The organism is Corallococcus sp. Z5C101001 (assembly GCF_007352635.1).
Lineage (GTDB): Bacteria > Myxococcota > Myxococcia > Myxococcales > Myxococcaceae > Corallococcus > Corallococcus silvisoli.
Window position 1 is genome coordinate 529637 of sequence record NZ_VKLU01000005.1, and the last position, 23567, is coordinate 553203.

At 70.9% G+C, this 23567-nt stretch carries 20 protein-coding genes; 11 read left to right on the forward strand and 9 right to left on the reverse strand.

The window, feature by feature from the left end:
- Positions 1–28 precede the first annotated feature (28 nt).
- The 3 genes from FOF48_RS12565 (at position 29) to FOF48_RS12575 (ending at position 3483) form a co-directional block, all read left to right on the forward strand.
- The gene (locus tag FOF48_RS12565) at positions 29–850 is read left to right on the forward strand and encodes an NAD(P)-dependent oxidoreductase (protein WP_143901204.1); all 822 of its coding nucleotides are present in this window, start codon (positions 29–31) and stop codon (positions 848–850) included.
- Between the two features lie 23 nt (positions 851–873).
- Entirely contained in the window at positions 874–1794 is a 921-nt protein-coding gene (locus FOF48_RS12570; protein ID WP_143901206.1) for a LysR family transcriptional regulator, read from the forward strand.
- A 93-nt stretch (positions 1795–1887) separates the two neighbouring features.
- Complete coding sequence (locus FOF48_RS12575) at positions 1888–3483, forward strand: aromatic amino acid hydroxylase (RefSeq protein ID WP_143901208.1); 1596 nt, start codon at positions 1888–1890, stop codon at positions 3481–3483.
- A 54-nt stretch (positions 3484–3537) separates the two neighbouring features.
- On the opposite strand, the gene FOF48_RS12580 is transcribed toward FOF48_RS12575, so the two are convergent.
- Positions 3538–5154 (reverse strand): LysM peptidoglycan-binding domain-containing protein, encoded by a 1617-nt coding sequence (locus FOF48_RS12580; RefSeq protein WP_143901210.1) that lies wholly within the window; start codon positions 5152–5154, stop codon positions 3538–3540.
- Between the two features lie 230 nt (positions 5155–5384).
- On the opposite strand from FOF48_RS12580, the gene FOF48_RS12585 reads away from it, so the two are divergent.
- Complete coding sequence (locus tag FOF48_RS12585) at positions 5385–6383, forward strand: hypothetical protein (protein WP_255442110.1); 999 nt, start codon at positions 5385–5387, stop codon at positions 6381–6383.
- On the opposite strand, the gene FOF48_RS12590 is transcribed toward FOF48_RS12585, so the two are convergent.
- The 5 genes from FOF48_RS12590 to rdgC form a co-directional block, all read right to left on the reverse strand.
- Positions 6380–7939, reverse strand: a complete 1560-nt coding sequence (locus FOF48_RS12590; RefSeq protein ID WP_143901214.1) for an MXAN_6640 family putative metalloprotease — start codon at positions 7937–7939, stop codon at positions 6380–6382. The two genes, FOF48_RS12585 and FOF48_RS12590, sit on opposite strands and share 4 nt — an antisense overlap.
- Positions 7939–8979: an HmuY family protein gene (locus tag FOF48_RS12595; protein ID WP_143901216.1), complete on the reverse strand. Its 1041-nt coding sequence runs from the start codon at positions 8977–8979 to the stop codon at positions 7939–7941. Before FOF48_RS12595 ends, FOF48_RS12590 begins: the two co-directional genes overlap by 1 nt.
- 93 nt (positions 8980–9072) lie before the next feature.
- Complete coding sequence (locus FOF48_RS12600) at positions 9073–11349, reverse strand: hypothetical protein (RefSeq protein ID WP_143901218.1); 2277 nt, start codon at positions 11347–11349, stop codon at positions 9073–9075.
- 183 nt (positions 11350–11532) lie between these two features.
- Complete coding sequence (locus FOF48_RS12605) at positions 11533–12222, reverse strand: hypothetical protein (protein ID WP_143901220.1); 690 nt, start codon at positions 12220–12222, stop codon at positions 11533–11535.
- Entirely contained in the window at positions 12209–12859 is a 651-nt protein-coding gene (rdgC, locus tag FOF48_RS12610; RefSeq protein WP_143901222.1) for a recombination-associated protein RdgC, read from the reverse strand. Before rdgC ends, FOF48_RS12605 begins: the two co-directional genes overlap by 14 nt.
- A gap of 213 nt (positions 12860–13072) precedes the next feature.
- Between rdgC and dacB the strand changes: the two genes are divergently transcribed.
- From dacB to FOF48_RS12630, 4 genes are all read left to right on the forward strand, one after another.
- Positions 13073–14557, forward strand: coding sequence for a D-alanyl-D-alanine carboxypeptidase/D-alanyl-D-alanine-endopeptidase (dacB, locus tag FOF48_RS12615; RefSeq protein WP_143901224.1), 1485 nt, complete (start codon positions 13073–13075; stop codon positions 14555–14557).
- Between the two features lie 36 nt (positions 14558–14593).
- Positions 14594–16774 (forward strand): prolyl oligopeptidase family protein, encoded by a 2181-nt coding sequence (locus tag FOF48_RS12620; RefSeq protein ID WP_143901226.1) that lies wholly within the window; start codon positions 14594–14596, stop codon positions 16772–16774.
- 84 nt (positions 16775–16858) lie between these two features.
- On the forward strand, positions 16859–17293 hold the full coding sequence (locus FOF48_RS12625) for a hypothetical protein (protein ID WP_143901228.1): 435 nt from the start codon (positions 16859–16861) through the stop codon (positions 17291–17293).
- Between the two features lie 139 nt (positions 17294–17432).
- The gene (locus FOF48_RS12630; RefSeq protein ID WP_143901230.1) at positions 17433–18518 is read left to right on the forward strand and encodes an alanine racemase; all 1086 of its coding nucleotides are present in this window, start codon (positions 17433–17435) and stop codon (positions 18516–18518) included.
- 8 nt (positions 18519–18526) lie between these two features.
- Here FOF48_RS12630 and FOF48_RS12635 read toward each other — a convergent pair whose 3' ends face one another.
- The gene (locus FOF48_RS12635) at positions 18527–19522 is read right to left on the reverse strand and encodes a hypothetical protein (RefSeq protein WP_143901232.1); all 996 of its coding nucleotides are present in this window, start codon (positions 19520–19522) and stop codon (positions 18527–18529) included.
- 222 nt (positions 19523–19744) lie between these two features.
- Between FOF48_RS12635 and FOF48_RS12640 the strand changes: the two genes are divergently transcribed.
- The gene (locus FOF48_RS12640; protein ID WP_143901234.1) at positions 19745–20635 is read left to right on the forward strand and encodes a cyclic nucleotide-binding domain-containing protein; all 891 of its coding nucleotides are present in this window, start codon (positions 19745–19747) and stop codon (positions 20633–20635) included.
- A 13-nt stretch (positions 20636–20648) separates the two neighbouring features.
- Here the strand turns inward: FOF48_RS12640 and FOF48_RS12645 are convergent, their stop codons facing one another.
- On the reverse strand, positions 20649–21230 hold the full coding sequence (locus tag FOF48_RS12645) for a YdeI family protein (RefSeq protein ID WP_143901236.1): 582 nt from the start codon (positions 21228–21230) through the stop codon (positions 20649–20651).
- Positions 21231–21353: 123 nt separating this feature from the next.
- Here FOF48_RS12645 and FOF48_RS12650 point away from each other — a divergent pair, with 123 nt between their 5' ends.
- Positions 21354–22097, forward strand: a complete 744-nt coding sequence (locus FOF48_RS12650; RefSeq protein ID WP_143901238.1) for a hypothetical protein — start codon at positions 21354–21356, stop codon at positions 22095–22097.
- A gap of 9 nt (positions 22098–22106) precedes the next feature.
- Here the strand turns inward: FOF48_RS12650 and FOF48_RS12655 are convergent, their stop codons facing one another.
- Complete coding sequence (locus FOF48_RS12655) at positions 22107–23114, reverse strand: DUF4105 domain-containing protein (RefSeq protein ID WP_143901240.1); 1008 nt, start codon at positions 23112–23114, stop codon at positions 22107–22109.
- Positions 23115–23300: 186 nt separating this feature from the next.
- Here FOF48_RS12655 and FOF48_RS12660 point away from each other — a divergent pair, with 186 nt between their 5' ends.
- Positions 23301–23528 carry an MbtH family protein gene (locus FOF48_RS12660; RefSeq protein WP_143901243.1) on the forward strand — a complete coding sequence of 76 codons (228 nt, stop codon included), beginning with the start codon at positions 23301–23303 and terminating at the stop codon, positions 23526–23528.
- Positions 23529–23567: the final 39 nt, after the last annotated feature.

The following is a 23567-nucleotide window of genomic DNA, read 5'->3' on the forward strand; positions in this document are numbered from 1 at the left end:
GGCGGTGGAGTGGGCCAGGATGCGCCCCATGTCCAACCTCCAAGGCAAGACCCTCTTCATCACCGGCGCCAGCCGCGGCATCGGCAAGGCCATCGCGCTGCGCGCGGCCCGGGACGGCGCCAACATCGTCATCGCCGCCAAGACGACCGAACCGCACCCCAAGCTGCCCGGCACCATCCACACCGCGGCGAAGGAGATTGAAGAAGCCGGCGGCAAGGCGCTCGCGTGCGTGGTGGACATCCGCGACGAGGCGCAGATCCACGCGGCCGTCGCGAAGGCCGTGGAGACCTTCGGCGGCATCGACATCCTGGTGAACAACGCCAGCGCCATCAGCCTCACCGGCACGCTGGAGACGCCGCTCAAGCGCTTCGACCTGATGCACGGCATCAACACGCGCGGCACCTTCGCGTGCTCGCAGGCCTGCATCCCGTACCTGAAGAAGTCCAGCAACCCGCACATCCTCAACAACTCGCCGCCCCTCAACATGGAGCCGCGCTGGTTCGGGCCCCACGTGGCGTACACCATCGCCAAGTACGGCATGAGCCTGTGCGCGCTGGGCATGGCGGAGGAGCTCAAGGACGACGGCATCGCCGTCAACACCCTCTGGCCCCGCACCGTCATCGCCACCGCCGCCGTGCAGAACCTGCTGGGCGGTGACGACACCATCCGCGGCAGCCGCACGCCGGAGATCATGGCCGACGCCGCCTACACCATCCTCACCAGGCCCAGCCGCTCCTTCACCGGGAACTTCTGCATCGACGACGAGGTCCTCCGCGCGGCCGGCGTCACCGACTTCGACAAGTACCAGTCCGTGCCCGGCGCGGAGCTGCTGCCCGACTTCTTCCTCTAGGCGTCCGGCCCCGCCCAGGCTCCATGCCCCCGCGCAAGCTCCAGCGGCACCTCGTCTGGCTCGAGTCCTTCACCGCCGCCGTGGAGGCCGGCAGCATCGAAGCCGCCGCGGAGCACCTGGGCGTCGCCCGCTCCGTCGTGAGTGAACACATCCGCGCGCTGGAAGAGGTGCTCGCGGATGGCGCCGCCCTGCTGGAACGCGGCCCGGGCAGGCGCCTCCAGCTGTCCGCGCGCGGGGAGCGGCTCTACGCCGGCACGCAGACGCCGCTGCACCAGCTGGACATGAAGCGGTTGATGGACCTGGCCCGCGTGGAGCCCACCCTCCGCCTGGGCCTCAACCCCACCCTCTCCATGTCCCTGCTGGGCGGCATCGCGCAGGACGCCGCCGCCACCGACCTCAAGCTGGTGGTGGGCTTCGGCGGGTCGCATGAGCTCATGCGGCAGGTGCAGACGCGGCAGCAGGATCTGGTGCTCGACTTCACCCCGCTGCCCCCCCACGAGGGCGTGGACACCGAATCCCTGCTGCGCATGTCCTTCGTGGTGCTCGCGGGCCCCGACTCCACGCTCGCCCACGCGCACCCCTCCCGCCGCGCCCTGGATGTGAAGGACCTGGACGGTCAACGCTTCGTGGACTGGCTGCGAGACGACCCGTACGGCGGCGCCAACAGCGCCCGCTTCGCCGCCCAGGGCGTCACCGTGAACGAGGTGGGCCGCGTGGAGAGCTTCCTCCACCTCTACGAGCTGCTGCGCGCCTACCGGGCCTGCGCCATCGCCCCCGACGTGCGCCCCACCCAGCCGTTCCCCACCGACCTCCGCGTCTGGCCCCTGCGCGAACAAGACCCCCAGGCCGTGGAGGTCGTCGCCCTCTGGCCCTCCGGCGGCCTCAGCCCCGGCGCCCAGAGCATCCTGGACGGGCTGCGTCGCCGCCTGAACAAACGGCGATAATCCGACGAAGACGTCGAATTCTGCCGGATTTCCGTCTTCCAGCCGGGTGCGTATTCTTCAAGGGTCCTGTTGCGCCTGAAGGAGCCGCCCGCGATGACGCCCACGGAACGGACCATTGCCCGCCTGCCCGCCCACCTGCGCCGCTACGTCGTGGCGCAGGACTACGCGGCGTACACGCCCAGGGATCAGGCGGTGTGGCGGCACATCCTGGGGCAGCTGCGGGAGCACCTGGGCGACAAGGCGCACCCCGTCTACCTGGAGGGCCTGGAGGCGACGGGCATCGGGGCGGAGGCCATCCCCAGCCTGGATGAGATGAACGCGAAGCTGGCGAAGCTGGGCTGGGCCTGCGTGGCGGTGCGCGGCTTCATCCCGCCGGCGGTCTTCACGGAGCTGCAGGCGCTGGGCGTGCTGGCCATCGCGGCGGACATCCGCACCCACGAGCACATCCAGTACACGCCCGCGCCGGACATCGTCCATGAGAGCGCGGGCCACGCGCCCATCATCGCGAACGCGCGCTACGCGCAGTACCTGAAGGCCGTGGGGCTGGTGGGGTTCAAGGCCATCGCCAGCGTGGAGGACCAGGCCGTCTTCGAGGCCATCCGCAACCTCTCCGTGGTGAAGGAGGACCCGACGGCGAGCGAGGAGGAGATCGCCCACGCCCAGGCCCGTCTGGAGGCCGCCAACGCCAGCCACCGCTACATCAGCGAGAGCACCCGCGCGAGCCGCCTGTACTGGTGGACGGCGGAGTACGGCCTCATCGGCGACCTGGAGCGCCCGCGCATCTATGGCGCGGGCCTGCTGTCCAGCATCGGCGAGGCGAAGCACTGCCTGACGTCCGCCGTGCACAAGCTGCCCCTGGGCCAGGAGTGCGCGGACACGGACTACGACATCACCCGCATGCAGCCGCAGCTCTTCGTGGCGCGCGACTTCGAACACCTCTTCGAAGTGCTCGCCGACTTCGAGTCGACGCTCGCGTGGAAGCGCGGCGGGGACCTGGGCCTGAACGAAGCGCTGCGGGCGCGCACCGTCAACCACCTGGTGCTCGCGGACGGCCGGGAGGTCACGGGCAAGGTGGTGGAGCTGCTGCCCACCGCGAAGGAAGTGGCGCCGGGCCTGTCCACCGCGCTGGCGCGGCTGGAGGGCCCCATCCTCACGTCGGTGAAGGGTCAGGCCGTGGACAAGCCGTTCAGCGGCGCGGCGCTGGTGGCATTTGGCCAGGGCACGCTGCCGGAGCGCGGGAGCTTCCGGCTCACCCTGGACAGCGGGCTGGTGTTGGAGGGGTTCGCGGTGGGCGGCGGAGAGGTCATCGCGCTGAGCGGGACCCTGGGCGGACAGCCGCTGACGCTGCCGTCCATGGCGCGGCTGTACCTGACGGAGCGGCTGCCGTCCGTGGCGGGCGGCCCGGCGGATCCCGGCACCTGGGACCGGTGGTTCGGGGAGCTGGACGCCTTCACCGCGGGAGACGGCGAGGCGCTGGCCCGCGAGCGCAAGGCCCAGGCCCTGCCCCCGTCGCTGGCGGCGCTCTACACGGAGGTGCGCCGCATCCGCGAGACGGGGCAGCTCGCCCCCGAGCGGCTGGAGCAGATCGCCCGCGCGTCCACGGACTTCCCGTCGGACTGGCTCCTGCGCGCGGAGGTCGCGGAGCTGCGCGGCGAGGTGCCCGCGCGGCGGGACGCGGCGCACGCATAGCCACGGGCGCGCCGCACCCTCGACTGACTTCCGGGTGGGCGCGCGACGCGCGGACTACGCGTTGCGACGCACCATCGCGACCTCGTAGCGGCGGTCCGTCACGTAGCCGTTCGCGGCCTGGCCGGGGCGGTACATCTTCCCGCTCTGGTCATCCACGTAGAAGCGGTTGTTGGGATTGGTGTCCTTGCCCTTGCTGGCGTTGGACGTGCCCGGGTCGTGGAACGTGTAGTAGGTGCGGCCCTTGTCGTCGACGCCACGGCCCGTGATGGTCACGAAGTGGTCCGTGAGGCCATCCGCGTTGTAGTTCGCGTCCTTGTGGCTGACCCCCACCACCACCGGCTTGCCCGCGTCCAGCTGCCGGTCGATGTAGTCGCGGCCCTCCTTGGCCTTCTTCGAGTCCACCGTGAGCTGGCCGGTGCTGTTCTCGCTCTTGCCCACCTGGATGCGGTTCTCCGGTCCCGTCACCTTCGCGCCCGACGCGCCCGCCATCGCCGTCGCGGCCTTGAAGCACGCCGTGTCGCTCGCGGTGTAGCCGTGGCCGTTCTCGAACTGGCTGTAGTACGGCACCTTCACGTGGACCGAGGGGCCGGACTTCGACGGGGCCACCTGCTGCGTGTCCGTGCGGTCCGCCTCCGTGGTGGGCCGCGAGGTCGTGGTGCCGCCCGTCTTGTTCGGAGGGACGATGCCCGTGTTGCCCGGCGTCGCCGCGCCGCCCGTCTTGTTCGGAGGGACGATGCCCGTGTTGCCCGGCGTCGCGGTGGCGCCCGCCTTCTCCTTCTTGAGCATCGCGAGCGCGTCCTTGGCCTCTGACTTGAAGCGGTTGGCCACGCCCTTCTGCACGTCCCGGGAGTTGCCGGAGAAGTGCACCAGGGTGCCGCTGGCGTTCGTGCGGCCGCGCTCGGCGTAGATGTCCTTGATGAGCTGCTCGTCGCTCACCTTGGCGGGGTCGCGCCCGGCCAGCGCCTTCTTGAAGATGTCATCCGCCGCGCCCGGGCCGTGCTGCACCGACGTGGACCAGGCCACGTCGCGCAGCGCCGCGGACCGCTTGTCCAGGTCGATGCCTGTCGCCTTCTTGATGTTCGCGGCGCCCACGTCGTAGTGCGTGGCCTTGATGTAGTCGTGCTGGGCCTTGTCGAAGCCCTTCGGGTCCTTCGCCGCCAGCTGCTTCCACGCCGTGGAGAACGCCGGCGTGCCCGGCTTGCTGCCTGACAGCGCCTTGTAGAAGTCCGGGTTCGACTTCTTCAGCGAGTTCACGAACGACTGCGCCGAGCCGTTCGCCGAGGCGAACTGGTAGGAGCCGTAGGACACGCCGCCCCGGTCCCCCTTGCCCGTGGAGACGGTGCCGGGACCGCGCGCCTCGTACTTGCGGCTCAGCCCGCCCAGCTCCCCATCCGCCGTACGGGTGGAGGGCGTCGCCGTGGAGGTGGCCGGCGCCTTCGTGCCCCCGGTGGACTGCGCGAAGCTGTCGCCCTGCGCCTTGCCCCCCGCGTTCGAACCGCGCGGGCCCTTCGTGTCGAAGCCGTCCTTCAGCTGGAGCGTCTGGCCCGCGAGGATCCGGTTCGGATCCTTGATGTTGTTCGCCTTGGCCAGCGCGTCCACCGACGTGTTGTAGCGCCTGGCGATCTCGGAAAGGGTGTCACCGGAACGCACGCGAATGCTGGAGACGGTCATGGAAAGCCCTCTCATGTCCGCCCGCGAACAGACACATCGCGGACGCGATTGGATTTCCACGATTATCGAAAGGCAATGCGCGCGGTTTCGCATTGATAGTCACAATCAAGCAAAGCATGTTATTCCAGCCGCTTCAGTTTCCACGGATCAATACGACGTCATCAAAGGACATGCCCAGGAGGTCCAATCAGATGTCCAGGATCAAACCGGATTTGAAATTTGCGGCATTGTTGTTTGCCTTTTGCGTCACGGGGGCAACCCCAGACGCCGCCGCTCAGGGGCCAGCGGGACTCTCCGGCGTCTATTCCAATCAGGCCGGGACGCTGGCCATTGTCGAGGGCAGCAACGAGACGCTGGTCCACTACGCTACGGGGTTTCCACAAGGCAACAGCACGGGGACGTGTGATTGCGCGCTGGTGGTCCAGAAGAAGGGCGCGTCGAGCTGGACGCTGCACCAGGGCGGGGAGGACGACGCCTGGACGCTGAGCATCAATCCCAAGCAGTTGGTCCTGACCACCGGGGCCCCCACGTGTTGCGGCGCCGGCTATCCGGGAAAGGACTCGTTCGCCCGCGCTCCCGTCAGGCCGCTGAGCACGTGCAAGGTGAAGGTGCCGAAGGCGGGCTTCTTCGCGTCGGATGCCGCCAATACACCGCGCAAGACGTTCGTGGTGTCCGGTGACACGGTGCAGGCCTACGTCGACCCCGTCGAGCCGGACTACCTCGCCGCGCGGTTCCAGGGGCCGCGCCAGGCCACGGTGGGGCTGCTCAAGCGCGAGGACCTGGAGTGCCCGGCGGACACGGCGTCCAAGGCCACCTCCACGCCGCCCCCGGTGGCCGCGGACAAGCTCCAGCCCTTCGCGGGGACGTGGGTGGCGCTGACGAAGCAGGGCAAGGGCTTCGTCATCTTCAAGCCCTGCTCGGCGATGACGCGAAGCTTCACCGTCAAGCCCGCGACGGGAGAGCTGGAGGTACAGCTGGGCCAGGAGGCGACGACGCTGAAGGTGACGTCCGTGGCGCCCGGCAAGGGCGCCGGGGCCTGGGCGCTGGGGCTCACGTCACCGGAAGGCAAACCAGAGGCACTCCAGTGGAAGACGGTCGACGCCGCGAAGGGCACCGTGTCCGTCACGAGCCCGGACCTCTTCTCGAAGAGCCACGACTACGTGCGCCAGGAGAAGCGGTCCGAGTTCCCGATGAAGCAGGAGACCGGGTGCGAGGAGTACGAGCACTAACGCGCCGGTGAGCGGCGACGGCGGCCCAGCCGCCTGCCGAGCAGCAGCGCCACCAGCGCACCGGACAGGGGGCCCCCCGCCGTCTGGCAGCCACCGCTGGACGTGGGGGTCCGAGGATCCTCGCCGGGCTCCACGGGCGAGCCAGCATCGGCGCCCCCCGCATCCGGCGAGCCCCCATCCGGGCTGCCTGCGTCGGGCGTGCCCGCATCCGGTACCTGGAGGGGCGCGCACGACGCATCCTGTCCGGTGGCCGCGATGCACAGCCGCCCGTAGCGCCCCAGCCCCTCCGACCGCCCATCCACGACCGCGACCACCACCCGCGTCGCGTCCTGCGCGGCCACCTGGGCGCGCAGGGCCTCCGGCCCATCCACCCGGGTGACGCGCAGCACGGCGTCGTCGGTGACGGCGGCCACGAGCAGGTGCAGCGCGGCGGGGTCGGTGCCCGGATCCGGCTCGAACGTGGCGGCGACGAAGGGGGCGCCGCCCGGCACCTCGAAGAGCCTCGACGCGGCGGCGGCGACGCGCACGGAAGTCATCGAGGTGGGGAGCCCAGCCTCGGCTGTGAGCACGGGCGCGTACCCCTCGCCTCGCGCATAGCCGCCCCCAGGCGTGGCGCGTGGCCCGGTGCCCAGGTTCCAGGTGGCGAACTGGGCGAAGGCCGCATCGAACGTGGACGCGAAGTCGCGGCGCAGGCAGGTGTCCAAGAGGAGCGGCCAGCGCGCCTCCGGCTGCCGCACGGACTCCTCCAGCAGCGCCACGAGGACGCCGTCGCCGAAGCGCTCGCCGAGGAACTGGAAGAACAGGCCCGCGCCATAGTTGAAGCTCACCCCGGGCCCCGTGGGATCCGTCAGCAGGCTGCGGTCCGGGCTGGACATGTAATAGCGGGTGAAGCCCTCCAGGTCGTCGAGCGCGGGCTCGAAGCGCTCCGTGGCCCAGACCGCCGTTCCCTCCGATGCAATCCCTCCCAGGTCCGGCCGGTAGGCGGCCTGGACCGCATGGAAGAACTCGTGGCTGGCCAGCGTCTCCACGGCCTCGGCGTCGGAGGGGTAGCCGTAGCCGGTGAAGTCGTTCTCCTGGAGCATGTAGCCGGTGCAATGCGTGGTGCCCTCCAGACAGACCTCCTGCCGGAAGGCGCCATCGCCGCGCAGCGCGAAGTCCACCAGGTACACGTCGAAGCGGCCGTCGCCGCCGTCGTCCTGGGAGGTGTTCGCGTCGTCGGGCGGCAGGCGGAAGCCCAGGCCCGCGTAGAACGTCGCCACGCGCTCATACGTGCGGCCGACGAGCTCCACGAAGTCGGGCACGCCGTTGCCGTCCGCGTCCGTCAGCGGCACCGCGTTGGGGCCCTGGCGGGTGAAGTGGACGCGGAAGCGCTCGCCCGGAGAGACGATGGACTCCACCGTGTCCGTGGGCAGGTAGCGCGGCTCGAGCGCGGTGGGCGAGGTGGGCCGCCCGGACTCGGCGGCCAGCCCCTTCACCGCCTCCACCTCATGGGGGAGGCGGTGCGGGGTTCCCGCGCCGGCCAGCAGCAGGAGCAGCGTGGGAACCCCGGCGGTCATCACGGCAGGAAGGCCCACTTGATGCGGAACTGGGCCGCGCCTGACGTCCCGGGCAGCGTGCCCGAGGTGTTGCACTGCGTCTGCGCCGCGGGGTCGTAGTACGACACGACCTGCAGCTTCACGTGACGGCCGTCCGCCAGCTGAAGGAGGAAGACCTTGTCCGTCATCTTGAGGCAGCTCGCATAGGTCCAGTACGTGGCCAGGCCGGTGTCGGGCCCGTTGATGCCCGAGTCATCCGGCACGTACTGGCACGTGTTGGCGGTGAAGTACGACTCGGAGGCGAAGGTCGCGCCCGGGTCCACGGACGTCACCGCGTCGAACGTCGTGCCCGCGGCCGTCTGCGCGACTCCGACGCAGGACGGGCCCGACACGCCGCTGTTCACGCGGATCACGAAGCGGCGCACCGCGATGTCCCACGCCGTCGAATCGAGCGCGGCCAGATCGTCGATGTCCACCTTCACCAGCCCCGTCGCGGTGAAGCGCGCGTAGGTGTACGACTGCGCCGGGTTCGAGCCACCTGCGCGGCCATCCAGGTACGTGAGGAACTGGCCCGCCGTGGTGCCCTCCTCCGTCACGAGGCCGGTCGACACCACGGACTTGAGGGTCAGCTGGTCGATGCTCTGCTCCTTGCACTCCACCGTGTTGCGGCAGAGCTGCGCGCCGCCGTCCGGTGTCCCCGCGTCGGTCTCCGTCCCTGCGTCCGTGCCGGCATCCGTGCCCGCGTCCGTGCCGGTGCCGGCATCCGTGCCCGCGTCCGCGCCGGCATCCGTGCCCGCGTCCGTACCCGTGCCCGCGTCCGTACCCGTGCCCGCATCCGCCTCGGGCTCGACGGTCAGCGTGCGCAGCTCGCACTTGTTGTCGGCGTTGCAGACATAGGCCTTGCCCGCCGGGGCGCTGCCCTGGTCGCGGCAATCAAACGCGTCCACGCACTCGTCGCCGCTGCAACCCGCTGCCAGCGCCGCCAGCGCGAGGGCCGCCAGGGCCCCCGTGCCGAACCACCGGGCACTGCTCTTCCGGACCACCCTTCCAGGGAAGCTCATCGTCGTGACCTTTCGATGCGGAGTACCGCTGTCTTCGAAGGTGACGATCCTTATTCGATAACGATTATCATTTTCAATATCGTTCCACCAACTTCATGCGGAAGTGTCCCCGGGCGGAGGGGAGACGATGTGGGACGACACACGGGGTGCGCCTCCAGGACCCAGCAGTCCCTGCATGGCGTCGAAGAGGTTGAGGTTGGAGCCGCTGGGGAGGAACACGACCTTGTCCAGGCCCCCGACGACGGCGGCCTGGGCCTGCGCGGCCACGGCCTTCACGAAGTTCTCCCCTCCCCCCAGCGACTCCACGCGTTGGCGGAACTGGGTGGCCTCCACCTCCGACATGCGGGACTGGCGCTCCACCTCCAGGTCATTGAGGCGCTGCTGGCGCTCCAGGGTCACCTGGGTCGTCAGCCGTTCGCGCTCCAGCTCCGCCTCGGAGCGGATGCGCGAGGCGCGGGCGTCGGACTCCGCGCGGGCCAGGGCCTCCTCGCTCTCCACGCGGGCGCGCTCCAGCTGGGCCTCCGCCTCCACCTTGGCGCGGCTGAGCGTCTCCAGTTGGTGGTTGCGGTTCTGCAGCTCGATGAGGGACTGGCGTTCCGCCTCCGCCTTGCGGTGGCTGGCGATGTCCGCGAGCTGCTTCTCCTCCTCGCTGCGGATGCGCTTGAGCTCGGCGGCGGCCTGGGCCTCCTGGCGCGACGCGTCCAGTTGGATCTGGATGTTGGTGTCGATGGCCTCGCGCAGCTTCAGGGCCGTCTTCTCGTCGACGGGGGCGATGTCCTTGATGTCGATGTCGATGATGCGCAGCTGGTTCTCGGAGAAGAGCCGGTCCTTGCGCGCGCGGCCCGCGTCGTCCATGCCGAAGATGGCGCGGCGGATGAGGACACTGGCGTTCTTGTGGAACGTCTCGAACTCGTTCTCCGCCGCCACCTGACGGATGCGCGACGCCAGGTTCTCACACACGTATCCGATGAAGTCGTTCACCCGGAAGATGGCCTTGTCCTTCTCCGGATCGCCCTGCACGTCGAACTGCCACTTGTAGGAGAGCTTGATGCGCAGCCGGGCGTGGTCGCGCGTGGCGACCTCGAACAGGTCCGTGGCGAAGTCCGGCCCCAGCCGCAGCATCAGCACCTTGAGCTGTCGCGGGCGCTTGGGCGTGCCGCCGGACAGGTCCAGCACGGTGACGTCTTCGTATGGGCGCAGCATCACCTTGGCGGGACCGAACTCCACCCGCGCGTGGTTGGACTCGAAGTCGTTGATCAGGACCGCGGTGTTGTCCTCGATGCGCAACACGATGGCGCGCGTGCGGTCCCCCTTCTCCCCCGCCGTGGTGGGGCGCGGTGCGCGGGCGTCCTTCGTCTCCGCGGCAGGCGGCGGCGTGAGCCCCAGCAGGCCCTCCGCCTCCGGGGACAGGCGCTTCTCATGCAGCTCCTGATGCGCCTCCGGCATGAACTGGCAGGGCCCCTGGACCAGCGTCACCTTTCCGGAGCGCAGGTCGCGCACATAGAGACCTTCACCCTGGCCCAGCGACAGCGCGGAGATCTCACGGTGGATGAGCACCTTCTCGCTGGGCACGTAGGTGCGCGGGCCCCGGACGATCCACGTGTCACCGGCCTTTCGCGCGCGAGGCTCGCCGCCCTCCGCTTCGGAGAGGTCATCCAGCGCCTGGAGCTTCAGCCCCTGCAGCTCCGACAGGACGTGCTTGCGGCGCACGTCCCCCTCCAGCGCCTCGCCGGGCTCCAGGAAGAAGACGTCCGGGCCGGAGACGACCTTGCGGCGGCCCTCCTGGACGCGGCCGGTGGCGCGGTCCACGGGGTTGAGGACGACGCAGTACTCCGTCTCCTTGAGGACGCGGGCCTTCTCCAGCGACACGACGGTGACGCTCTCAGCGGGCACGTAGCGGCCGGGACCGCGGACCAGCCACTCGTCGCCGGCCTCGCGGTGGCGGGGCGCGTCCGGAGCGGTGGCATCCCTGAAGGCGGTGAGCGCGCGCAGCCGCAGCGCTTCGGAGACGCCCAGCACGTACTCCGGGACGATGTCCCCCTCCAGCTCCTCGCCGGGGTAGAGCGGAAACACCTTGGGACCCACGCGGACCTCGCGGTCCCCCACCGCCACGCGGGCCTGACCGAAGTCATCCAGCGCCACCTGGCCCTCCACGCGGACCACGGGGTTGCGCACGACGCACCAGCTGCCGGCGCCCACCTCCACCATCCGCTCCTTCGCGACGAGCGTCAGGTGCGCCTCCAGGGTCAGCACCCGAGGCCCCACCTCCATCAACACCACGCCGCGGTTGGCGTCCTCGATGTAGGCGTACTCGCGATTCTTCAGGGAGATGCGCTGGATGGCTTCGGTGGTGGGCTGGGCGGACGGCACGGGACACCTGCTCGCGGTGAGGGGTTCGCCCTCGAGCCACTGCGAGCCCCATGCCGCCCCTGCCTGCCCCGGAACCGCGCGGTCGCGCACCGGCTTGGAGCTGCCCCCCGCTCCATTCCGGAACGGGAGGGGGTCCAGACTGGCGCGGCGACAGCGCGCGCCACACACCGGAGGTTCCGATCGCTAGCCCCGGGCGGTGCGGGCGTCGCGGCCCCGGGCGCGGGCGGCCTTGGAGAGCAGGTCGCTGCCCTTCTCCTCGCCCTTCATCCATTCCTTCATCGCAGGCACCACCTGCTTGCTCCAGGCGCGGCCCGCGCGCACGGTCAGGAAGTCCTGCACCAGCGTATCCACCAGGGCGGAGAGCTGCTCGGTCAGCTCCAGACGTTCGGAGAGCTGATCATCCTCCTCCTCGGTCATGAGCGCGGGCAGCTTGGCGGCGCGGATGTCCAGGAACTCGGCATCCAGGGTGAGCTCGTATTCGCGCTCGCCGTGCGACAGCCGCAGCCGGGCCTGGGACACGAGCAGGCCCCGGTCCAGCGAGTGCCGCACCTGCTCCGAGTACGGCGCCAGCGTGCCCTTCGCGCTCATCTCCGTGACATCCCCCGCCACGCCGCGCAGCACCACGCGGCCCAGGTAGAGCACGGTGACGCCCGAGCCGTCGAACTCGGAGATGGGGTCGCCCGACTCCGAACGCCACAGCAGCCACGTCAGGAACTCGCGGCCCAGGTAGGCCCGGCCGCGCAGCAGCTGTTCGCGCGCCTGGCCCTTCTCGACCTCGGCCGCGTCCTTCTCCTCCTCGGTGGCGACGCCATCCACGCCCACGTCGCCCCGGGCGAACGCCGCCTCTTCCCTCGCCTGCTCACGCCTCGCCATGGCTGCCCTCCACCGAAGCCGTCGCCGGCAGGTCCAGGCCAATGAGCTCCGCGGTGGGGCCCAGGGCCTTCTCGTCGATGCCCGCGCGCTGCGCCATGGACGCGGGCGTGATGCCAATCACCTTCACCGCCAGGGCGCCCTCCAGCGCGACGGCGATCTCATCCACCGTCTTGCGCGACGCGGCCCAGATCTGCACCTGCTGCGTCTTCAGGTTCCACGTCACGTCCAGCACGCTGGTGCGGGGCACCGCGCGCTGGCGAAGCAGCTGCTTGAGCTCCGCGCGCTGCTTGTTCTTCTCCGCGCGGGCGGGCGGGCGGCCGTTCTCGTTGGCGAACGCGGCGGACCACTTGTCCAGCTCCGACTTCATCAGCGACGCGGGCACCTTGAGCGTGTCGATGCGGAAGGCGAACAGGGCGTACTCGCCGTAGAAGAGGTGGGTGGTGGAGAACTCGGAGGCCTCCGGGTTCTCCAGCTCCACGAAACCGGCGGCGCGCTCCTCCTCGGAGCGGCGGTCGATGGGCTCGAACGCATGGGACTTGAGCCCCTTGGTCAACCAGCGCTTCACGTCGGACGGCGCATCCTTGGCCGGCTCGGTCCGGAAGCGCGAAAAGGTCACGGCACCACGTAGGACAGGCATGGGGCGCGGCAGGATGGGGGGCCTGTGCCGTCGCGTCAAGGCACTCGGTGTGGCTGGACGCGAAGCGCCGGGAATAGACGGGGCACAAGGCCGTTCCGCGCGCGTCCAACCGCCTGGTCCCCGGCCGGGCCGTCTCCCCGCGCACGCTCGCGCCCTCCCCGCTGGCGGGAAACCATGACACTCCCCAGCACGCGACATACGGTGGCCGCCGCCATGCGCCGCGCTCTCCTGTCCGCCAGCGTCTCCGTGCTGTTGACCGCCTGTGCCCACGCGCCCGCCACGCCGGAAGGCGGCCGGGGCGACACCCTGCCCGGCGTGGCGAAGGCGCTGCTGGAGACCCTGGAGGCGGACGGCGCGCTCGCGGGCGTGGCCGTGGTGGACGCGAGGACCGGCGAGCCGCTCTTCACCCACCGGCAGAACGTGCGGCTGTTGCCCGCGTCCACGATGAAGGTGGTGTCCACGTCCGCCGCGCTGTCCGCGCTGGGGGCGGACTTCCGCTTCGTGACGCCCGTGTTCCTGGAGGGCTCGCAGACCGGGGGCCTGTTCCTGGGCGACGTGGTGGCGCAGGCCTCCGGCGACCCATCCCTGGGCTCGTGGCGCTTCCCGGAGACGGCGCTGGCCTGCGACCGCATCGCGGAGGCGTTCCAGGCGCGAGGCATCCACCAGTGGCGAGGCAGCGTGCGCATCGCCGGCACCGACGGGGTGGAGGGCGGGATGGGCCCCGGCTGGGCCTGGGACGACGCGGCGTATGCCTACAGCGCGGCGCCCACGCCCTTCGTCTTCCGCGAGAACGTGGTGGACCTGGCGCTGAGGCGCGCCCCCGGCGCCACGTGCGACGCCGCGCCCTCCCTCGAGTGGACCCCCACCTTCGCCCCCCTGGCCGCCGTGGTGCGCGTGGACGTCAACGCGGAGCGCGCGAACCTGGCCTGCGTGCGCGGCGGCGGCGGGGTGCGCTGCACGTGGCGCTCGCCCACGGGAGGCCCCTGCCCCCAGGCCGCCGCCGTGAAGCTGTCCGTGGACGCGCCCCAGGAGCTCTTCGCGGCGTGCGTGGATGACGCGCTGGCCCGGCGCGGGGTGACGCGGCTGCCCCTCTCGCTGGAGGCCCCGACCGCGCCCATGCCCCCCATCCCCATGCCGCTGGTGGAGCTGACCAGCCCGCCCCTGTCGGAGCTGGTGCGCGTGACGAACAAGGAGAGCCTCAACCTGTACGCGGAGCGGCTGGGCATGCGCTTCGCGCGCGAGCGCACGGGACAGGAAGGCTACGCCGCGCTCCGCACCGCCCTGGGCGCGGAGCTGCTGCGCCGGGGCGTGCCGGCCAAGGACCTGCGCCCGGTGGATGGCAGCGGCCTGTCCCGCTACAACCTGGCCACGCCCCGGGGCATGGCGCGGGTCATCTTCACGAGCCTCCAGGAGCCCTACGGCGCGGCGCTGGTGGACAGCCTGCCGCTGCTGGGCGTGGACGGGACCCTGGCGGGCCGGCCCACCACGCGGTCCACCGCGGGCCGCATCCGCGCGAAGACGGGGACGCTCACCGGCCAGAAGTGCTTCGTGGGCGTGGCCGAGCGGCCCCAGGACCCGGAGCACCCGCGCGTCGTCTTCGCCCTGATGCTGGGCAACATGGACGAGGGCACGAAGCCCTCCGCCAACGAGACCTTCGACACCTTCTCCACCGCCCTGGTGGAGCTGCCCCTGCGCTGACCGTCAGCCAGGGCCCACCCGCATGCGAGGTGAACCATGAAGCTCAGAACCGCCGTCACCACCGCCGTGCTGCTGTTGCCCCTGGTGTCCACGGCCGCGGGCAAGGCGCCCGCGAAGCCCGCCGCCGCGGAGAAGCAGCCCGTGGAGAGCACCTACCACGGCACCGCCGTGACGGACCCCTACCAGTGGATGGAGTCCGCCACCGACCCCAAGGTGCGGCAGTGGACCGACACGCAGAACGCCTACACCCGCGCGACGCTGGACAAGCTCCCCGGCCGCGAGCCGCTGCGCCAGCGCATCACCGAGCTGCTGTCGTGGAAGTCCGCCGCGTACGGCGGCCTGGATGAGCAGGGCGGCACGCTGCTGGCGCTGAAGTTCCAGCCGCCCAAGCAGCAGCCGACGCTGGTCGCCGTGGGCCAGGTGGACGACCTGTCGAAGGAGCGCGTGCTGGTGGACCCCACGCAGGTGGATGCGTCCGGCAAGACGACCATCGACTGGTTCCAGCTGTCGCACGACGGCAAGAAGGTCGCGGTGTCGATGTCGAAGGGCGGCACGGAGAGCGGCGACGTGTCCGTGTATGACGTGGCCACGGCGAAGGCGCTGCCCAACGAGCTGGTGCCGCGCGTCAACGGCGGCACGGCGGGCGGCAGCCTCGCGTGGAACGCGCAGGGCACGGGCTTCTTCTACACGCGCTATCCGCGCGGCGAGGAGCGCCCCCCCGTCGACCGCGAGGTGTACCAGCAGGTGTACTTCCACGCGCTGGGCACGCCCACGGAGAAGGACACGTACGAGCTGGGCAAGGACTTCCCGCGCATCGCGATGACCAACCTGGAGTCGAGCGACGACGGCCAGTACACCTTCGCGCGCGTCGCCAACGGGGACGGCGGCGAGTTCGAGCTCTACCTGCACGGCCCCACGGGCACGTGGGCGCAGGTGGCGAAGTTCACCGACAAGGTGGTGTCGGCGCGCTTCGGCGGTGACGGCGCGGCGTACCTGCTCAGCCGCAAGGACGCGCCGCGCGGCAAGGTGCTGCGCCTGCCCCTGGCCACGCCGACGCTGGACAAGGCGACGGTGCTGGTGCCGGAGAGCGAGGCGACGGTGCAGTCCATCCTGCCCACGCAGAGCCGCGTCTACCTGGTGGAGCAGCTGGGCGGTCCTTCCCAGCTGCGCATCGTGGACCTGACGGGCAAGGCGCAGGGGCTGGTGCCCACGCTGCCGGTGTCGTCGGTGGGCGGCGCGGTGCGACAGGGCGCGGACGACCTGCTGTTCGTCAATGGCAGCTTCACCCAGCCGACCGCGTGGTTCCGCTACACGGCGAAGGACGGCAAGGTGACGAAGACGGCGCTGGCGCGCACGTCGCCCATCGACATGAGCGACGTGGAGGTGGTGCGCACGGAGGCCACGTCGAAGGACGGCACGAAGGTGCCGCTCTCCATCCTGAAGAAGAAGGGCACGAAGCTGAACGGCAACAACCCGGCGTGGCTGACGGGCTACGGCGGCTTCAACCTCGCCGTCACGCCGGGCTACAACGCGCTCGCGGGCATGTGGCTGGAGCAGGGCGGCGTGTTCGCGGTGGCGAACCTGCGCGGCGGCTCGGAGTTCGGTGAGGCCTGGCACCAGGGAGGTTCGCTGACGAACAAGCAGAACGTGTTCGACGACTTCTACGCGTGCGCGAAGCTGCTGACGGACCAGAAGTACACGCAGCCGAAGAAGCTGGTCATCCAGGGCGGCAGCAACGGCGGCCTGCTGATGGGCGCGGCCGTGACGCAGCACCCGGAGCAGTACGGCGCCGTGGTGGCGCGCGTGGGCATCTACGACATGCTGCGCACGGAGCTGACGCCCAACGGCCAGTTCAACGTCACCGAGTACGGCTCGGTGAAGGACCCGGCGCAGTTCAAGGCGCTGTATGGCTATTCGCCGGTGCACCACGTGAAGGACGGGACGAAGTACCCGTCGGTGCTCTTCACGTCCGGGGCGAACGACCCGCGCGTGGATCCCTTCCACTCGCGCAAGATGGTGGCCCGGATGCAGGCGGCGACGGCGTCCCCGAAGCCCATCCTGCTGCGCGCCAACGCGGAGACGGGGCACGGCATGGGCACGCCGCTGTCCGCGCGCATCGAGGAGGAGGTGGACGTCTACTCCTTCGTCTTCAACGAGCTGGGCATGACGTACAAGCCCAACGCGACGAAGAAGGTCGCCGCCCCCGCCCCGCAGTAGCCCGCCTCCCCCCGCCCGTCTTCGGCCCCTGGGCGCTGGAGACGGGCGTTTCTTCTCCCGCGTTTCGTGGCACCCTGGCGCCCCATGAGCCCCCTCATCCCCTACTTCATCCTCTCGCCCGTGGTCGCCGGAGGCCTGGCCTGGTGGACGCTCACCCGCCTGGGCCGCAAGCGCAACGAGCGCGCGAAGGGCTCGCTGGACGCGGTGGTGACGCGGCTGCGCGGACAGAAGGCGGCCGGCACGGTGGACCTGTTCGTCCAGGACGTGTCGTGGTCCGGGGAGACGGAGCTGTCGCCGCAGAACTGCCGCGTCCGCGTCGTGATGGGCGGCCGGGACGCGGCGGGCATCCCGGCGCGCTTCGAGGTGGAGAGCGCCCCGGGAGCCCCCCGCCCGCCCACGGACGTGCTCGCGGCGCTGCGCGTGCTGGATGCTCAGGCGATGGAGGCCCTGAAGTCCGGCGGCTGGAAGTGGCAGCGGCCCACGATTGGCTTCGAGCCAGCGGCGTCGCAAGTCCAGTGACCGGGAAGCGGTCTCGGCGCACGGAGGGTCCGCGACGGGCTTGAGCCCCCGACGGTCACGGGGGCTGACCGGCGTCGTTCGCCACACTGGCGGGGGATTCCTGTGACGGGGTGACGCAACGGGTGCCAGCATGCGCCGCATGTCCGTCCCCGCCCTGGATGCCCTCGATACGCCCGCCGCCCTCGTGGACCTGGACCGCGTGGAGCGGAACCTCCAGCGCGTCGCGGACTACTCCCGCGAGCATGGCCTGCGCTGGCGGCCCCACACCAAGACCCACAAGACGGCGGAGCTCTGCGCGCTCCAGGTCGCGGCGGGGGCCTCGGGCGTCACGGTGGCCACCGTGCTGGAGGCGGAGGTGATGGCCTCCGTCTGTGATGACGTGCTGCTCGCGTATCCGCCGGTGGGCGCGCGCCGCCTCGCACGGCTCCTGGCCCTGCCCGCGCGCGTGCGGCTCACCGTGGCGCTCGACTCGCGCGAGGCGCTGGAGGGGCTGGCGCGCGCGGCCACGGACGCGGGGCGCACCGTGGGCGTCCTCGTGGAGCTGGACCTGGGCATGCGCCGGGTCGGCCTGCGGACCCCCGACGAGGCCGTGGCCCTGGCGCGCATGGCGGCCTCCATGTCCGGCGTGACGTTTCGTGGCGTGACGTTCTACGCGGGCCACATCCGCGTCCCCCAGGCGGAGCTGGACGCCGCGATGCACGCCCAGTCCGAAGCGCTGACAGCGTTCGTGGAAGCCCTGCGCGGCGCGGGCCTCCCGCCCGAGGTGGTGAGCGGCGGCTCCACCCCCACCCTCTGGCAATCCCATACCGTGCGGGGGCTGACGGAGATCCGCCCCGGCCTCAACGTCTTCAACGACCGCAACAGCGCCGTCATTGGCGCTTGTGATGGGACGGAGTGGGCATACTCGGTCCTGGCCACCGTGGTGAGCACCGCCGTGCCCGGGCAGGTGGTCATCGACGCGGGGGCCAAGGCGCTCGCGAAGGAGGAAGGCCTGGCGCCGGGCTATGGCGTCCTGCTCGACCGGCCGGAGGTCGTGGTGAAGAGCCTGTCGGAGGAGCACGGGCTGCTGGACGTGTCCGCCACGACATGGCGCCCCCGCATCGGCGAGCGCGTGCGCGTGGTGCCCAACCATGTCTGTGTTTCGGTCCCCCTGCACTCACGGCTGCATGTCATTCGCGGCGATGCGAGCCTGGCGACGTGGGAGGTCGCCGCGCGAGGTTGGTGAGACACGGCTCAGAGGATGCGCTTCAGCTCCTCGGACAGCACCTCCTCCAGGTGCCGGATGCTGCGGTAGACCAGACACCGGTAGCTGGAAACATCGAAGCGCAGCTCGCGCACGTCTCGCACGAGCATCAGGGTGGGCTTCCCGCGTCCCCAGGCATAGCCCACCTCCAGGTACACATTGGGGTTCGCCAGCGACAGGTCCGCGATGACGACCTTCGCGGTGTCGATGCGGTCGCGGATGCGCTGGATGATGGGGCCGTCGAAGGTGGCCTGATCCACGCGCTCGCACAGCAGGCCCGCGGCCTTCACGGGGCCCAGGATGCCGTAGTGGTACGTGTCCTCCAGCTCCGGCGCGAAAGGCATGGCCACGAAGGCATGCGGCTTCTCATTCGAGTTCGCGCCCGCGCTGGCCATCGGCGGCGCCTGGACGAAGCGGGACGTCCGCCGGACGCGGAAGCCCGTGATGCCCGGGAGCGGCTCCACGCCCGCGGTGGCCCCCAGGCCCAGCGCGATGGCGTGGCGCAGGCGCTCCATCCGCTTGGGGTTCAACTCCACGACCGTGATGCGCTCCAGGTCGCGAGGACCGCTGCCGCGCTGGAACGCGTCCACGAAGCCGCCCACCAGGGCCAGCACGGCCTCGTCCTCGTCGAGCCCGTAGTTGGGGCCGTGCACGGTGCACGCGAGGTGCCGCACGGAGTGCCGGGGCTCCAGCAGCTGGAGCGCGCGGACCGCGAACTGGCGGATCTCATGGTAGCCGAACTGCCGCAGGCGCACCGTGCCCAGGAAGAGCACCACCGGAGCCCCCAGGCCGCCGCGCGTCTCGACGAAGCGGTGGTCCCCAGGAAGGAGGGAGAGGGACTCCGCGGCGATGCCCGCCGACTCCAGCCGGCGCGCCACCGCCCCGTCCGCCCCATGGAAGCCCTGCGCGTACTTCAGCAGCACGGCGTCCGCGGCGGTCTCCGCCACGTCTCCCAGGTCCACGACGACGTCCAGCGTGTCTCCCATGAGTCCGGGACTGTAGAGCGCCCCGAAGCGCCCGCGCCATCCCCGTGGTCCCGAAGGACCTCCCGGGGGTGCGGCCCCCCCTGAAACACAAACACCCGCAATCCCTGCTCAGCCGGCCTTGACAGGGATTGCGCGCACCCGGCTGTCTTTCAACCCGGCCCCCTGCCCACTGTGAAGCGCTTCACAGTTTCCACCCCGGCGCCCCGCTAGCATTCGGGCACCATGTCCCTGTTCGCGCGCCTGCAGGCCCTGCTGTCCGCACACCCGTCCGCCCCGGCCACCGGCGCCGGGCAGGCGTCCGCGGCACCGTCCACGGCGGCGGAGGCATCCCAGGTGGACGCGGAGACGCCCCCGGCACCGCCTCCGGTCTGCACCCGCTACCTGTCCGCGGGGCAGGTGGTGGTGCGGGAGGGCGACCCGGGCCACTCGATGTTCGTCGTGCTGGAGGGCCGCGTCGCGGTGCTCCACGGCGGCGCCCCTGGCGCGAACACGGAGGTTGGCCGCCTGGGGGCCGGCGAGTTCTTCGGAGAGCTGGCGCTGCTCACCGGCACGAAGCGCACCGCCACCGTGGTGACGGTGGAGGACGTGGTGCTGCTGGAGCTGACCCTGGCGGGGGTCCGGGAGCTGGGCCGCGACTACGGCGTGAAGGGCGACCAGATGCAGGTCGCCGCCCGGGAGCGGCTGCTGGCGGACGCGCTGCGCAGCAACCCGCTCATCGCCGCGCTGCCTCCGGACGTGCAGCACGACCTGGGGGACGCCTTCGTCCCCTGCACCGTCCCCGCGGGCGAGACGCTGCTCACCCGGGGCCAGCCGGGCGACGCGCTCTACGTCCTGCTCCGCGGCCAGTGCGAGGTGTTCCACACGCACGGCGATGGCCGCCAGTCGCCCTACCCCCCGCTGGAGGAAGGCGCCCTGTTCGGGGAGATCTCCCTGCTTCGCAGCCGGCTGGCCACCGCCACCGTGCGCGCGGTGACCCCGTGCACGCTGCTCAAGCTGGAGCGCGACGTGTTCAAGAAGGTGTTCCTGGCCCAGCCCGACCTGCGCGGCGCCCTGGTGCGCCTGGGCCTGGAGCGGCTCAAGCACACGATGGAGGTCATGGGCGAGCCGAAGTAGCCCGCCGCCCGGCTCAGCCGTGGAGCGTCTCCCCGGCCTCCAGCATGGCGACGAACTTCTCCAGCCGGCGCGTGCGCGTCTCCGGCTTCTTCGCATCATGGAGCTGGTAGAGGATGGCGTAGCGGTTGGCGCTCTTGAGCGTCGCGAAGAACGCCTTCGCCTGCGGGTTCGCCTCCAGCGCGCGCAGCAGGTCCTCCGGAACCTGGATGGTCTTCGCACCCGAGTAGGCCGCCTCCCAGCGACCATCCGCCCGGGCCGCCTCCACCTCGCGCAGGCCCGCGGCCTTCATCCGCCCCGCCGCCACCAGGGCCTCCACCTTGCCGACGTTGATCTTCGACCACTTGCTGCGGGGCCCCCGGGGCGTGAAGCGCTGCAGCCAGTACTCGGCGTCGAACGCGCCCTTCTGGCCGTCAATCCACCCGTAGCAGAGCGCCACGTCCAGCGCCTGGGGATAGGTCACGGACGCGATGCCGGACTCCCCCTTCGCGAGCTTCATCCACACGCCCGGCGAGTCGGCGTGGTGCGCTGCCAGCCACTTCTCCCACGCCTTCTCCGACGCGAACGGCACGACGGGCAGTTCTTGCTTCACCTTCATTCCCAGGCACCTCACCCATCCGCCGCGTGCTTCGGCGGAGTTCACGACACTCCCACGGCCAGAATCCGTCCATCAGTCTACCTGCGGAAGGCGGCCGGCGCGGAAGCGGTTATGAAACACGCCATGGCCGATTCCACCTCCCGCCCACCGAACGCCGTGCCGCCCTCGCTCGCCCGCGTGGCCTTCCACGCCGTGGCGGCCGGGCTCACCCCGCTCATCCCCGTGCCCTTCCTGGACGACTACGCCCTGCGCCAGGTGCGCGAGCAGTCCGTGCGCGACCAGCTGAAGGAGCGGGGCCTCAAGGCCCCCGACAAGGCCGTGCAGTTGCTGGCCGGCTCGTACGAGGCGCGCGACCTGGGGGGGCGACTCGTGTCCTACCTGAAGGCCGTGGCCCTCTTCCCGGTGCGCAAGGTGTTCCGCAAGGTCTTCATCGTGCTCTGGGTGAAGGACTGCGTGGACCTGACGTCCACGTGCCTGCACCACGGCTACCTGCTGCACCACGCGCTGGAGCGCGGCGACCTGGACGCCGCGTCCCTCCAGGGGGACGGCCCCCGGACGGTGCAGGCCGCCATCGTCGCCGCCTGCGCGCTGATGGATGCGCGCCCCATCAACCAGGCCCTGCGCCGCCTCTTCCGGAGCAGCCGGCTGCTGATGGCGGAGGCCACCCGCGCCTTCATGCAGCCCGAACCCACCCCGCGCGTGCCCGACCGAGAGGACGAGAGCGCGGAGGTGCGGTCCCTCACCGACCGCCTCCTGGAGGAGCTGTGGGAGGAGCGCGGCTACTTCACCGCGCTCCAGGAGCACTACGTCCGCCACCTTCAGGTCGCCACGGCGCCGGCCACGCCCCAGGCCGCCACGGGGACTTGAAGCCAGACATCACGGCGCGGGCGCGGTGGCGGTCGTCGCGGGCGCGCGGATGCGCTCGGAGAAGTCATCCCGCCCCTGCGCGGCCAGGGCGCGCGCGTTGATTTCATAGCGGCCGCGGACCTGCGACAGCGGCGCGTCCGTGTCGATGATGCCCAGCGAGTAGGCGAGCTCATCCGAGAACGCGGGCATCAACGTACGATGGTCGTACGGCACGTTCCGCGTGGCCACCTTCTCGAAGTGGCGCACCAGGTTGGTGGTGCAGTTGCTGGTGAGCGTGTCGTAGAACTCCGGTGCCGCGTGCAGTCCGTTCATCCGCTGCACCATGTCCATGAAGAACGCGGCGATGCGTTCCCTGGATGCCTTCACGGGATACACATACACGGTGTCGTGTCGGAAGTTGGACCGCAGCTGCACCAGGTCCCGCTCGTCTCCCACGACGTACGCCAGCTCGAAGCGGCGGAACAGCCCCCCCACCGCGGAGAACGTCTCCCCCTTCTCGCGCCGGACCTCCACGGAGAACACCACGCGGCGGCCGTCCTGGAAGCCGAAGCTCACCATGGTGTGCGCCGCGCCGTAGAAGCCGGAGAACGGCTCCACGATGAAGGACGCCTCCGTGAGCGCCTCCGTGTCGTAGGTGGCCGTGTACCAGGCGGCATCCCAGTCCGTGGTGCTGCGGTAGCGGAAGTCGCGCACGTCGTGGATCGTCACCTGGGAGCCAGCCACCTCCGCCCACGGCGCCCGCGCCAGGTCCGGCGCCCAGTCCCGCGTGTTGGAGGGCCGCACGGTGCGCACCCAGCCGTAGACCATCAGACACCCCAGCAGCGCCACCGCCACGCCCCAGCGCCGCGAGCGCCACCGCCACGCGGCCACCGCCGCGCCCAGGAGCAGCCCGGCCAGCAGGGCCCGCCCCACGTGCGGTCCCTCCGGGCCCGCCCCTGTCAGGGCCAGGGCGAGCGAGGCCCAGCCGCCCCCCACGAGGAGCACGAGGCCCGCGACGGCGTTCTTCACGATGCGCATGGGGCGGAGTATCCGTGCCGCCCCCCTGCCTGTCACGACCACGGATTCCGGGTGGAACCCCGCCGGGCGGGCAGGCGCGGATCCGCCCTCGTGGGCAGGGCCGGTGAAGACCGCGTTCGCCTACCTTGACCGCTTTTCCCTGGGTGTGCGACGAAAGGGAGTCCCCAGCTTTCCAGGAGCCAGCCCATGAGCGACGAGCGCGAAGACACGACCATCTACAAGGTCGTCGTGAACCACGAAGAGCAGTACTCCATCTGGCCCGCGGACCGCGAGAACGCGCTCGGCTGGAAGGACGCCGGCAAGCAGGGCCTCAAGGCCGAGTGCCTGGAGTACATCAAGGAGGTCTGGACGGACATGCGCCCCCTGAGCCTCCGCAAGAAGATGGAAGAGGACGCGGCCCGCAACAAGAACTGAAGGCCGCGCCGCCCTTCGCCGTGCCCTCCCCGGTTCACC